This window comes from Pseudomonas sp. RP-B7 (genome assembly GCF_059803535.1).
This window is the reverse complement of the sequence record NZ_JAPFHC010000034.1, coordinates 1-12,681: the sequence shown is the minus strand read 5'-3', so window position 1 is coordinate 12,681 and position 12,681 is coordinate 1. Positions and strand designations below refer to the sequence as shown.

Annotated in this window: 9 protein-coding genes; all 9 read left to right on the top strand. The window is 61.2% G+C overall.

Annotation, left to right across the window (positions count from 1 at the left end):
- The first annotated feature begins 248 nt into the window (after positions 1–248).
- Positions 249–1,529, top strand: a complete 1,281-nt coding sequence (locus tag OPU96_RS24025; RefSeq protein ID WP_226457347.1) for an alkane 1-monooxygenase — start codon at positions 249–251, stop codon at positions 1,527–1,529.
- A 136-nt stretch (positions 1,530–1,665) separates the two neighbouring features.
- Complete coding sequence (gene praA, locus OPU96_RS24020) at positions 1,666–2,160, top strand: alkane oxidation protein activator PraA (protein ID WP_192300863.1); 495 nt, start codon at positions 1,666–1,668, stop codon at positions 2,158–2,160.
- A gap of 133 nt (positions 2,161–2,293) precedes the next feature.
- Complete coding sequence (gene praB, locus OPU96_RS24015) at positions 2,294–2,797, top strand: alkane oxidation protein activator PraB (RefSeq protein WP_192300864.1); 504 nt, start codon at positions 2,294–2,296, stop codon at positions 2,795–2,797.
- A gap of 128 nt (positions 2,798–2,925) precedes the next feature.
- On the top strand, positions 2,926–4,350 hold the full coding sequence (locus OPU96_RS24010; RefSeq protein WP_305390966.1) for an outer membrane protein transport protein: 1,425 nt from the start codon (positions 2,926–2,928) through the stop codon (positions 4,348–4,350).
- A 292-nt stretch (positions 4,351–4,642) separates the two neighbouring features.
- The gene (locus OPU96_RS24005) at positions 4,643–7,168 is read left to right on the top strand and encodes an acyl-CoA dehydrogenase (protein WP_226457350.1); all 2,526 of its coding nucleotides are present in this window, start codon (positions 4,643–4,645) and stop codon (positions 7,166–7,168) included.
- A gap of 87 nt (positions 7,169–7,255) precedes the next feature.
- Positions 7,256–8,599, top strand: a complete 1,344-nt coding sequence (locus OPU96_RS24000; RefSeq protein WP_498559818.1) for a 3-oxoacyl-ACP reductase — start codon at positions 7,256–7,258, stop codon at positions 8,597–8,599.
- A 3-nt stretch (positions 8,600–8,602) separates the two neighbouring features.
- Positions 8,603–9,493, top strand: coding sequence for a MaoC/PaaZ C-terminal domain-containing protein (locus OPU96_RS23995; RefSeq protein ID WP_498559817.1), 891 nt, complete (start codon positions 8,603–8,605; stop codon positions 9,491–9,493).
- Positions 9,490–10,788, top strand: coding sequence for an acetyl-CoA C-acetyltransferase (locus OPU96_RS23990; RefSeq protein WP_498559816.1), 1,299 nt, complete (start codon positions 9,490–9,492; stop codon positions 10,786–10,788). The genes OPU96_RS23995 and OPU96_RS23990 overlap by 4 nt, the downstream gene beginning before the upstream one ends.
- Positions 10,789–10,819: 31 nt before the next feature.
- Positions 10,820–12,523, top strand: a complete 1,704-nt coding sequence (locus tag OPU96_RS23985; protein ID WP_498559815.1) for an AMP-binding protein — start codon at positions 10,820–10,822, stop codon at positions 12,521–12,523.
- Positions 12,524–12,681 lie beyond the last annotated feature (158 nt).

Below are 12,681 nucleotides of genomic sequence, written 5' to 3'. Positions count from 1 at the left end.
AGACCTGACCAAACAGCTAAAAAACAGACTGTGCGGTCACGTAAAAAAGCCCTCGAAAAAGTAGTTGACGACCTATCGATTCCGCGTTATTTATTTAAAAAAATATTTCAATTTATATTTTGAAATGATTTTTGAAATGCCTAAGAGCGAATAAAAATGAAAAAAACGCCTTTTATCGCATGGTCAATTTCCTGGAGCATTCCACGCTCCACGAACCTGTTTCGGGTCTCCCTGTCGCGGAGGCTGCCATGAACCAGACCCTCGCAGCGCCAAGTGTATGGACCGACGGCAAGCGCCACCTGTGGTGGTTGGGCATCATGCCGCTGGCCACGCCGCTGTTGTCCGGCGCGCTTGCCATCAGTACGGGCATCCAGCAATTGTGGTGGGTCGGTGTACTGGTGATCTTCGGCCTGATCCCACTGATCGACGGCCTGCTCGGCGAAGACGTCAGCAACCCGCCCGAATCCGCCGTCAGCCAGCTTGAATCCCAACGCTACTACCGCTGGATCGTCTACACCGGCGTGCTGTTCGTGATCTCATCGGTGGTGATCACCGGCTGGCTGGCCGCCGGCGGCATCGACTGGATCATCGGGGGCGGCCTGTTGCACGCCGTCGCCGATCTCGACCCCGCCAGCTGGCCGGCCCGCGCCGCCGCCTACATCACCGCGCGTACGCAGTTGCATGGCGAGCTGAGCTGGTTCACCTACCTGGGCATGGCCATGTCGACCGGCGCCGCCACCGGCATCGCCATCAACACCGCCCACGAACTGGGGCACAAACCCAATGCGTTGGAAGTGTTTCTCGCCAAGGTCACCCTGGCGCCGACCTTCTACGGACACTTCTACACCGAACACAACCGTGGCCATCACGTGCGCGTCGCCACCCCGGAAGACCCGGCCAGTTCACGCCTGGGGGAAAGCTTCTGGGCCTTCCTGCCGCGCTCGGTGTGGTTCAGCGCCCGTTCGGCCTGGAACCTCGAGCGCGAACGCCTGCGCAAACTCGGCCTGCCGGCCTGGCACTGGCGCAACGGTGTGCTCAGCGCCTGGATGTACAGCGTGGTGTTGTGGGGCGCGATGATCGCCTGGTTGGGGGCAGCGGTGATTCCGTTCCTGCTGATCCAGGGCATCTACGGGTTCTCGCTGCTTGAAGTGGTCAACTATGTCGAACATTACGGCCTCAAGCGTCAGAAGTTGCCCAATGGTCGTTATGAACGTTGTTCGCCACGCCACTCCTGGAACAGTAATCGGATTGTCACCAATATCTTCCTGTTTCAACTGCAACGGCACTCCGATCACCATGCCAACCCCACTCGTAGTTATCAGTCGTTGCGCCACTTTGATGAATCACCGCAACTTCCTTATGGCTACGCGAGCATGATTGTGTGGGCCTATGTTCCCTACTTGTGGCGGCGCCGCATGGATCATCGGGTACTCAATCACTATGCCGGGGATATAACCCTGACCAATCTTCAGCCGTCGCAACGCTTGAAGTATCTGGAGAAGTACAGCGGCAGTGCCAAGCCGTTCTGATGTGAACTGATAGATCAACAGTGGACTCGGGATCTGTGTATCACGCAGGTTTTTATCGCCCGAATTACGCTGAACGTTAGTTGCAAGAAGTTTGTTTGACCCGAACAACAATAATTTCAAGGGAAGGACGTACACCATGCACACACCTGCCAGGTTCACCAGCCACCTCGTATTGGCCGCACTTGGGTTGATTGCCTATCAACAGGCCCAGGCCGCACGCATCGAGCCCGCCGGCAGCGCCTTTACGGCCCAGGGCCCGATCAGCTTTTCCAAGGGCGCGCTGATCAGCGCCGACTGCACCATCAAGGTCGCCGGCAAAGTTGCGGCCGACGGCACTTCGGTGAATGTCGATAAAGTCGAGTTCGACGGCGGCCTCAAGTGCAGCCGCGTCGAAGCCATCAACTTGCCGTGGGTCTTGATCGCCAAAGACACCAAGAGTGGTTCCATGTCGAAGATCAGCGTGGATGTGCACGCCTTTGGCCTGGGCGGCAAGTGCGGGCCATCAACGGCCGATGGTACGTGGGATAACGCCACCGGCAAGTTGGAAGCCAGCAATGTACCGATTGGCGAAGACTGCAAGATCAAAACGGTATCGATCAAGATGCCGCCAAACTTCAAGGTTGTTGAATAAGCATCAGATGTTGTTGTGGTAATCGAATTGAGATTTGGCTGGAAAGGGAAGTTCTGCAGTTTCACCGTGACCTCTCGTTCATGGCCATTACCCCCTGGCGAAATGAATTCGCCATAACATGTGAGGAAAAACAATGAAAAGTTTGAAAACCCTCGTATCGTTGTCTGCTTTGGCTGTTTGCATGGGTGCTGCGTCGATGGCCAATGCCAGCACCATTACCCCTAACCCAACAGCGTTCACCACGCCGGGCGGTACGATTGCCGTGAGTTCGCCAGCGTCTCTTGGCATCCCTGTGAACTGCGGCATTGTTTTCACCGGCTCAGTTGCCGCTGGGGGGGCTTCAGCGTCGATCACCGGCGCCACTGTTACCGGCGGCGGCTTGTGTGGCGTTCCGGTTCTGCTGGGCCTGCCTTGGACACTGACGCCTGGCGCCGGTACGTCGGGCGTGTACACCGGCACGGTGTCTGGCGTTAACTTCAAGATCGTAAATGATTGCGCCACTGCCCCTGCCACGATCGATGTGAAGTTCGATAACGCGACCCATGCCCTGACCATCGGTACTGCGCAAACAGTCGGCAAGTGCAAGATCACCGCGCTCAATGTCACACCGTCTCCGCAATTCACGCTTAACCCTTAATGCAACTGGCTGATTTGACGTGGTGATCACACGTTGAAAAAAAGCAGGTGTCTTGCAAAAGGCACCTGCTGCTTCAGGCCATATCGGCGCAACCGATCATGGTTGAAAACAATAATAAGGAGTGGAGCATGAACAATAAGAAACAGCAGGCGCACGCATTCCTCGGTCTTGCGTTGTTGGGGGGCTTGATTGCGACTGCCGGCTCGGCACAGGCCGGTGGCTTCTCTACTCCGACCTTCGGGGCAGAAGGTTGGGGTCGGGCTTTTGGTGGTGGTTCGATGTTTAAGAATGACCCGTCATCGGCCTTTAACAACCCTGCCGCCATGGCGTTTATTGATCACAACATTGCGCAGTTCAATGTTGACTACGCACGCATCAATATCAAATACAAAGGCACGGCCAAGGACTATGCCGGCAACCCTACGTCATCCACGACCCTTGACCCCGATACCTTTGAGCCCGTTTCAGTGCCGCGCACCGGTGATGGTGGCCAAGGCGGTTTTACGGCCTGGCTGCCGACTGGGTTCATGGTCATGCCTATCGGTGATCGTTTCGCCTTTGGCCTGAGCCAAGTCGTGCCCATGGGCGCGCGTACCACCTGGGACAATGACTGGAAGGGCCGGGATTTCGCGGTTGACACACGGATCGAAACCGTTGGGTTGACCGGATCGCTGTCGTTCAAGGTCAATGATCAATTCTCTATCGGCGCTGGTGCAATTGTTCAGCACACCAAAGGTTTCGTCAGCCAGAACGTTGACTTGTATGCGGCGGCGGCACTTGCGCCGAATTCGATTCCATTTCCGGCGGGCATTGGCTATTCGCTGATGCGCGTCAAAGTCGACAACACCTCGGTGGGTTGGTTTGCCGGCCTGGCCTGGAAACCAACACTGCAGGACACTGTCGGTTTGAACTACCACGCCAAGATCAAGAACAAGCTTGAGGGCAAATACAATATCTACGCCGATGAAGGGTCGACGGGGCTGATCGAGGGTGGGTTGCCGGGTCTTTTGTATCCTGGCCTGAACCTGCAAATGAACGGTAAAGCCTCGACGCAGTTGGATGTGCCTGCCAACGCTTCCATCGACTGGGTACACAGTTTCACCGGCAGCCTGGACCGCCTGACCCTCGGCGCCAGTGTCACTTGGACCCAATGGTCATCGTTCAAAAACCTGACGTTGAAGTCTGAGGGTTCGACCATCGTCGCCATCCCTTACAACTACAAGGATGCCTGGATGGTCTCCCTCGGTGGCGACTACAAACTCACCGACGACTTCACCTTGCGCGCCGGTGTGGCGACTGACCAGACACCGACCCGCAACTCCACCCGCGACCCGCGTATCCCGGACGGCGACCGGATCTTCACCTCCCTGGGCTTTGGCTACAAAGTCCGCGCCATCCCCGGCCTGGGCATCGACGGTTCCTACTCCCACCAGTTCGTGGAAAAGGCCAAATTGAAAACCCACAACCAGGACCGTCTTGGCGGTGCATCGCTGGACGGTAAAGCCGACGCCTACGGCGATGTCGTCAGCCTGGGGGTGACCTACGAGTTCTGATCCCGCGTAACGTCCCGCAATACCGGTATGAGTGGGCAGTCAGCGCATCTTTCTGTCGTATTCCATGCCGGTCATGCATCGACGGGTCGCACGCGACCCGTTCCGATTTCCTACTCAATCAACGTATCTGGCTGACCCTGTTCAGTCGGTGATTTTTTCGCCCAAGCATTAAATAAAAATTTCAAAACAAAATTTGAATTTATCTTTCCAAGTTTGTAGTGTGGCTTTACGCCGCAGGTCTGTAGGACCTGTCGCGTCACAGCCGTACCCTGAATCGAGTAGAGGTATCCCTATGGTTATCTGGTTATTGATGGGTTTCGCAGCCGCGATTGCTTTGGCGTATCGACAAGCTGCCGCCACCCTGTGGCTGGGCGCCGGCCTGCTCTGGCTGGCAGTGGGCTACCTGTTCAACGTAGTGGCTGCTGTTGGCGTGACGGTCGCAGCGCTGCTGGTGCTGGCACCGGCTGCGCTGCTGAGCATCAAGCCCTTGCGCCGCGTGTTGTTGACCAACAAGGCCCTCGGCCTGTTTCGTACAATCATGCCGGCAATGTCCGACACCGAGCGCGCGGCCATCGAGTCTGGCACGGTGTGGTGGGACGCCGAGCTGTTCAGCGGCAAGCCCGACTGGCAACGTCTGTTGCACGCCGCGCCAGCGCGCCTCAGCGCAGAAGAACAAGCCTTCCTCGACAACGAGGTGGAAACCCTCTGCGACATTGCCAATGACTGGGAAACCACCCAGGTCTGGCAGGACATGTCCCCCGAGGGCTGGCAGTACACCAAGGACGCCGGTTTCCTCGGCATGATCATCCCCAAGCAGTACGGCGGCAAAGGCTTCTCCCATTACGCGCATTCGCAGGTGGTGATGAAGCTGTCGACGCGCTGCTCGGCGGCGGCGATTTCGGTGATGGTGCCCAACTCCCTGGGCCCGGCCGAGCTGCTGCTGCATTACGGCACCGATGCCCAGCGCAACTACTACCTGCCGCGCCTGGCGCGGGGCGAAGACATCCCGTGTTTTGCCCTGACCAGCCCCTACGCGGGCTCCGATGCCGGGGCGATTCCGGATCTCGGCATCGTCTGCAAAGGCAGGCATGAGGGCCAGGAAGTCCTGGGTTTTCGCGTGACCTGGGACAAGCGCTACATCACCCTGGGCCCCATCGCTACCGTGCTCGGCCTGGCGTTCCGCGCCGAAGACCCGGACGGTTTGCTCGGCGCCGCCGGCTCCCTGGGCATCACATGTGCGTTGATTCCGACGTCCCATCCCGGCGTCAACAGCGGTCGGCGCCACTGGCCGCTGAACGCGGTATTCCAGAACGGCCCGACCACCGGCAAAGACGTTTTTATCCCACTGGAATGGGTAATCGGCGGCCGCGAGCAGATCGGCAATGGCTGGCGCATGTTGATGGAATGCCTGGCAGCAGGGCGCGCCATTTCCCTGCCGTCGGCCAACGTCGGCCTGGGCAAGGTGGCGGTGCGCGGCACCACGGCGTACGCGGCGATGCGCAAACAGTTCGGCCTGCCCATCGGTAAGTTCGAAGGCGTGCAGGCACCGCTGGCGCGCATGGCCGGGCACCTGTATGCCTGCGATGCGGTGCGCAAGGTGTCGGTGGCGTCCCTCGATGCGGGGGAGAAGCCCTCGGTGATCTCGGCCATCGCCAAGTACCACGTGACAGAGCGTGCGCGGATTATCGTCAACGACGGCATGGACATCGTCGCCGGCAAGGGTATCTGCATGGGGCCGAACAACTTCCTCGCCCGTGCCTACCAGCAAAGCCCGATTGCCATCACGGTAGAAGGCGCGAACATCATGACCCGCTGCCTGATCATCTATGGCCAGGGCCTGATCCGTTGCCATCCCTATGTGTTCCGCGAGATGGAAGCGGCGCGCAACCCTGACCGGCGCAAAGCCCTGGAAGAGTTCGACAGCGCAATGTTCGGCCATGTGAGCTTTGTGTTGGCCAACACCGTACGCGCGGCGGTGCATTCCCTGACGGGTGGGCGACTACTCTCCGCACCAGCCAAGACCGACCCGGCGCTGGCGTCCTATTACCGCCAGGCTAATCGGCTGTCGGTGGTACTGGCGTTGGTCTCGGACATTTCCATGGGGGTGCTCGGCGGTGCGCTCAAGCGCAAGGAAAGTATCACCGGACGCCTGGGGGATATTCTGTCGCAGCTGTACATTTTGTCCTGCGTGCTCAAGCGCTTCGAGGACGACGGTCGGCCGCAGGCGGACCTGCCCCTGGTGCACTGGTCGGCCCAGGACGCCTTGCTGCGAGCGCATGAAGCGTTGGCCGAAGTGCTCGCCAACTACCCGTCGCAAGCGGCTGCGGCGGTGCTGCGCGGCTTGAGTTTTCCGTTCGGGATTCCATCGCGCAAACCGTCGGATCACCTGCTGGCCCAAGTGGCCGAGGTGGTGCAGACCCCCGGCGAAACCCGCGACCGTCTGCTGGCCAATTCCTACATCCCACGGCCGGAAATCGACAAGTTGGCGTATGGCGAACTGGGGTTCCGTTTATTGCCACAGGTGGAGTTGATCGACGCACGGCTCAAACCTGCGATCAAACAAGGCCTGATCGAACCCCTGCCGATTTCCGCCACGGCCTTCACCGCCTGGCGCGTCAAGGCGCGGGCGCTGGATTTGATCAGCGACGACGAAGACAGCTTGCTGGCGCGGTATGTGGAATACGCCGACCACGCGATCCAGGTCGACGACTTCCCGCAGGACTTCGGGCTGCTGGAAGCGTTGCAGCAGCGCAAGCAAGCGCTGGAACCGGCGACCAAGCGCCGTAGCAGCCAAGGCGAAAACGCCTCGGTGAATTAGCTGCAACGCGGCCAATGTGGGCGTCGGGCTTGCCGGCGCCCACAGGGGCCGGGTTTACAGGTCAAGACACTGTGAGTGGATCTTTCTATGAGTGACAGCTACTTATCTTTTGTTAACTCCCCCTGGGGCCGTCGCCTGGCCCAGGCCATCGGCTTGCCGCAGCCCTTGGCGCTGCAACGCCACCGCAGCGGCCAACCCGGCCTGGCCAACCCGGTGATCGTCGCCGGGGCAGGGCGCCTGACCGCACAAGTGCAACAGCTGTTCAGCGCCACCGACACGGTCACCGCCACCGCGGCGACCCTCACGGCGCCGTCCACCGGCAAGGTGCAGGGTGCGGTGTTTGATGCCAGCGACATCAGCGGCCTGCAACAACTTGATGAGCTCTATGTGTTTTTCCACGCCAACGCCAAGCGTCTCGGCCAGCACGGCCGTGTGGTGGTGCTCGGCACCGCGCCGGAACACTGTGCGGACTTGCCCCAGGCCATCGCCCAGCGTGCGCTGGAAGGTCTGGTGCGTTCGCTGGCCAAGGAACTGCGCCGCGCGATCACCGTGCAATTGCTCTATGTTGCGCCGGGCGCCGAAGACGCGCTGGACAGCAGCCTGCGCTTCTTCCTGTCGCGCCGTTCGGCCTACGTCTCGGGGCAAGTGGTGCGCCTGGAGCCGCCGGTCGATGGCCACGTTGCCGTCAACTGGGACAAACCCTTCACCGGCCGTCGCGCACTGGTCACCGGCGCGTCCCGTGGCATCGGCCTGGCGATTGCCCAGGTGCTGGCCCGCGACGGTGCGCACGTGGTGTGTGTGGATGTGCCCCAGGCCCAGGAATCCCTGCAACAGGCGGCCGACAGCGTAGGCGGTTCTGCGTTGCCGTTGGACATCACCAGCGCCGACGCAGCCACCTTGTTGCACGCCCATGTCAGCCAATACGGCGCTTTCGACGTGGTGGTGCACAACGCCGGGATCACCCGCGACAAAACCATCGCCAAAATGACCGAAGCCGCCTGGCGCAGTGTGCTGGCGGTCAACCTGGAAGCGCCGTTACACCTGAGCAATGCGCTGCTGGACAACCAGGGCGTCAATCCTGGTGGGCGCATCGTGTGTGTGTCGTCGATCTCCGGCATCGCCGGCAACCTCGGGCAGAGCAACTACGCCACCTCCAAGGCCGGGGTGATCGGCCTGGTGCAGGGCCTGGCGCCGCAGGCGGCGGCGCGCCAGGTCACGGTGAATGCGGTGGCACCGGGGTTTATCGAAACCCAGATGACCGCGAAGATCCCGCTGATGATCCGCGAGGCGGGGCGACGCATGAATTCGTTGTCCCAGGGCGGCCAGCCGATAGATGTGGCCGAGACGATTGCCTGGCTGGCGCATCCGGCGTCCGGCGCGGTCAACGGCCAAGTCGTACGGGTGTGCGGGCAAAGCCTGCTGGGAGCTTGAGCCATGGACTACGTGACACAGATTATCGATCCACCGCCGTCGCGCAGCCAACTGCTGATGGATGGCCTGCGCGGCCTGCGTAAACCAGAGCTCGATGGGCCGCCCGCGCTGCCCGTGGAACGTCTGGTGCGCTCGGCGGTGGTGTTGTCGGCTGCCGAGATTGGCGCCTATGGGCGTGCCTGCGGTTTTCGCCATGAGCAGGGCGTGCCGCTGTCGTTTCCCCATGTGTTGGCGTTCCCGCTGCACTTGATGCTGCTGACGCGGCCAAGTTTTCCGTACCCGGCCAGCGGCATGGTGCACTTGGCCAATCGCATCCGTCAGCACCGGCGCCTGCACGAGGGCCAGGCCTTGCGCCTGGAAGTGTTCTGCGCGCGCTGGGTCGCGCATCCCAAGGGCCAGGCGCTGAGCATCGCCACCCGTGCCTACAGTGAAGGCCGCCTAGTGTGGGAAAGCGACAGCCTGTACCTGCGCCGGGAGGTAAAAAATCCGGTCGGTGAGCCGTGGAATGATGGTTTGCCGTTGCAGGAAGAAGGCCTGCTGCGCACCCAGCGCTGGGTGTTGCCCGCCGACCTTGGCCGGCGTTTTGCCAGGGTGTCGGGGGATTTCAATCCGATCCACACCTCGGTGATCGGCGCGAAGCTCTTTGGCTTTCGGCGCGCCATTGCCCACGGCATGTGGACCCTCGGCCGCGCACTTGCAGCCCAGCAACCGCCCGGCGGGCTGGACCAGGCCGAGGCCCATTGCGACTTCAAGCTGCCGATTTTCCTGCCTGGCCAGGTCGCCCTGTGGAACCACCCCGCAAGCGGCCCGCGCCGTGAGTTTGAGGTGCGCAATTTTGCCGGTGATAAACCGCACATGCGCGGGCTCTTTGTCTGGAATGAGAACCGTCGATGACTGACTACAGCTTCAACCCGGCTCCGACTCGCCGTGTGGCGATTATCGGCGGCAACCGTATCCCGTTTGCTCGCTCCAACACCGTGTATGCCCACGACAGCAACCAGGACCTGCTGGTGGCGGCGCTGCAAGGTCTGGTCGACCGCTATAACCTGCACGGCCAGCGTCTTGGCGAGTTTGCCGCCGGGGCCGTGATCAAGCATTCGCGGGATTTCAACCTGGCGCGGGAGTCGCTGCTGTCCACCACCTTGTCCCCGGACACACCGGCCTACGACGTGCAACAAGCCTGCGGCACTGGCCTGGAAGCGGCACTGCTGGTGGCGAATAAAATCGCCCTCGGCCAGATCGAAGTGGGTATCGCAGGCGGCGCGGACACCACCTCCGATGCGCCCATCGGCATCAACGAAGCCCTGCGCCACACCTTGCTCGCGGCCAATCGCGCCAAAGGCCTGGGCGACAAGGTGAAGAGCTTGCTCAAGGTGCGCCCGTCGATGTTTTTCAAACCATTGCTGCCGCGCAATGGCGAGCCGCGCACCGGGCTGTCCATGGGCGAGCACTGCGAGGAAATGGCCAAGCGCTGGCAGATCAAGCGCCTGGCCCAGGATGAGCTGACGCTGACCAGCCATCAACGCCTCGACGCCGCCTACCGGCGGGGCTTTTTCGATGACCTGATCAGCCCCCATCGTGGCCTGGCGCGGGACAACAACCTGCGTGCCGACACCAGCCTGGAGAAACTCGCCAGCCTGGGTCCGGCCTACGACCGCCAGAACGGTACGCTCACGGCGGGTAACTCCACGCCGTTGACCGATGGCGCCTCGGTGGTGCTGCTGGCCAGCGAGCAATGGGCTGCCGCCAATGGCTGGCCGGTGCTGGCGTATCTACGCACTGGCGAAACAGCGGCGGTGAATTTTGTCGACGGCACCGAGGGCCTGCTGATGGCCCCGGCCTACGCCGTGCCACGCATGCTTCAGCGTGAGGGCCTGAGCTTCAAGGACTTCGATTTCTTTGAAGTCCACGAAGCCTTCGCCGCCCAGGTGCTGTGCACGCTCAAGGCCTGGGAAGACGCCGACTACTGCCGCGAACGCCTGGGCCTGGACGCGCCGCTGGGCGCCATCGACCGCGCCAAAATGAACGTCAACGGCGGCTCGCTGGGCTGTGGCCATCCGTTTGCCGCTACTGGCGGCCGGCAACTGGCGACGCTGGCCAAGACCATCCATGCGAACGGCGGCGGGCGCGGCCTGATTTCCATCTGCGCTGCAGGCGGGCTGGGCATTACCGCCATCGTCGAAAAGTAGCTCTATCAAAAACAACAACAAGGAGACTGCCATGAGCACTGTAAGCCTGGAACACACCGAACGGATCTGGCTGAACGCGTACCTGCCTGGCGTGCCGGCGGACATCGATGCCGGGATCGAGGATTACCCGTCGCTGCGCGAAGTGTTCCTGGAGCACCTGGAAAAATTCCGCGAGCGTGTGGCCTATGTGAGCATCGGCACCGAAATGACCTACGCCGACTGGCACATCCAGGGCATCGCGTTCGCCGCCTGGCTGCAAGGGCAGGGCGTGCAGAAAGGCGACCGCGTGGCGCTAATGATGCCCAACTGCTTGCAGTACCCGATCTGCCTGTTGGGTACGATTTTGGCTGGTGCGGTGGTAGTCAACGTCAACCCGCTGTACACCGCCCATGAACTCAAGCATCTGCTCAAGGACAGCGGTGCCGAGACGGTGGTGATCTTCGAGAACTTCGCCCACACCCTGGAAAAGGCCGTGGCTGGCAGCAACGTCAAGCGCGTGGTGGTGGCAGCCATCGGTGACTTGCTCGGTACCTTCAAGGGGGCAGCGATGAACTTCATCCTGCGTCACGTGCAAAAGCAGGTGCCGCGGTTCAATCTGCCGGGTGCGTTGCGCTTCAACCGGGTGCTCACGCAAGGGCGCGCGCTCAATCACTTCCCGGTGCCCATGGGCCTCGACGACCTGGCCTTCCTGCAATACACCGGCGGTACCACTGGCGATGCCAAGGGCGTGATGCTCAGCCACCGCAATATCATCGCCAACCTGCTGCAAGCCAAGGCCTGGGTCGGTGACCAACTGGACCAGGACAAACAGGAAACCAACGTCACCTTGCTGCCGCTGTATCACATCTTTTCGCTGACGGTGAATTGCCTGATGTTCATGTGCCTGGGCGGGCGCAACATCCTGATCGCCAACCCGCGTGATGTGAAGCGGGTGCAGATGATCCTGCGCAAGGAACGCTTCAACGGCATTGCCGGGGTCAACACCTTGTTTAACGGTTTGCTGGAGAACAAGGAGTTCTGCGCGCGGGACTTTTCCGATTTGCGCATGGTGATTGCGGGTGGCATGGCCACTCACACCGCGGTGGCCAAGCGCTGGAAGGAGGTCACCGGGCTGCCGATTATCGAAGGCTACGGCCTGACCGAATGCTCGCCGGTGGTGAGTATCAGCCCGATCAACATTGCGCGCATGCGTGAGATGGACTTTACCGGCAGCATCGGCGTGCCGTTGCCGTCGACCTGGGTGCGCTTTATCCGCGAAGACGGTGAACTGGCCGACATCGGCGAGCAGGGCGAACTGCAAGTGCGTGGCCCGCAGGTGATGCAGGGCTACTGGAAGCGCCCGAAAGAGACGGCCGAGGTGCTGGATGCCGAGGGGTGGTTGTCGACCGGGGATATTGGCGTGATGGACGAACGCGGTTACATCCGCTTGGTGGACCGCAAGAAGGACATGATCCTGGTTTCGGGTTTCAACGTATATCCCAACGAGATCGAAGACGTGGTGGCGCTGCACCCGGGCGTCGCCGAAGTGGCAGCCGTGGGCGTCGAGGATGCGGTGACCGGGGAGAAGGTCAAGATCATCGTGGTGCGCAAGGACCCGAACCTGACGCAGGAACAGATTCTCGCCCATTGCCGGGAATACCTGACGGGGTACAAGGTGCCCAGGTACGTGGAGTTTCGGACTACCGAACTGCCCAAGACCACAGTCGGCAAGGTGCTGCGCAGGGCCTTACGCTGATAAACAGGCGGGGGACTCGATGATTGAGGCCGACACCTCTACCAACAGTACCGCCGCCTTCGCAGCCTCGCTAAAGCTCGACAGCTCCCACAGGGGATTGGCGGTGCCCGGGGGATCTCCAGCCGAGCGCTGACAGCCCAGCAACACAGCTCAAATGT

Bases quoted from the DNA above. Each gene is read 5' to 3' on its own strand.
- OPU96_RS24010 (WP_305390966.1), top strand. From the start codon at position 2,926: ATGAACAATAAGAAACAGCAGGCGCACGCATTCCTCGGTCTTGCGTTG.
- OPU96_RS24005 (WP_226457350.1), top strand. From the start codon at position 4,643: ATGGTTATCTGGTTATTGATGGGTTTCGCAGCCGCGATTGCTTTGGCG.
- praB (WP_192300864.1), top strand. From the start codon at position 2,294: ATGAAAAGTTTGAAAACCCTCGTATCGTTGTCTGCTTTGGCTGTTTGC.
- praA (WP_192300863.1), top strand. From the start codon at position 1,666: ATGCACACACCTGCCAGGTTCACCAGCCACCTCGTATTGGCCGCACTT.
- OPU96_RS24025 (WP_226457347.1), top strand. From the start codon at position 249: ATGAACCAGACCCTCGCAGCGCCAAGTGTATGGACCGACGGCAAGCGC.
- OPU96_RS23995 (WP_498559817.1), top strand. From the start codon at position 8,603: ATGGACTACGTGACACAGATTATCGATCCACCGCCGTCGCGCAGCCAA.
- OPU96_RS23990 (WP_498559816.1), top strand. From the start codon at position 9,490: ATGACTGACTACAGCTTCAACCCGGCTCCGACTCGCCGTGTGGCGATT.
- OPU96_RS24000 (WP_498559818.1), top strand. From the start codon at position 7,256: ATGAGTGACAGCTACTTATCTTTTGTTAACTCCCCCTGGGGCCGTCGC.
- OPU96_RS23985 (WP_498559815.1), top strand. From the start codon at position 10,820: ATGAGCACTGTAAGCCTGGAACACACCGAACGGATCTGGCTGAACGCG.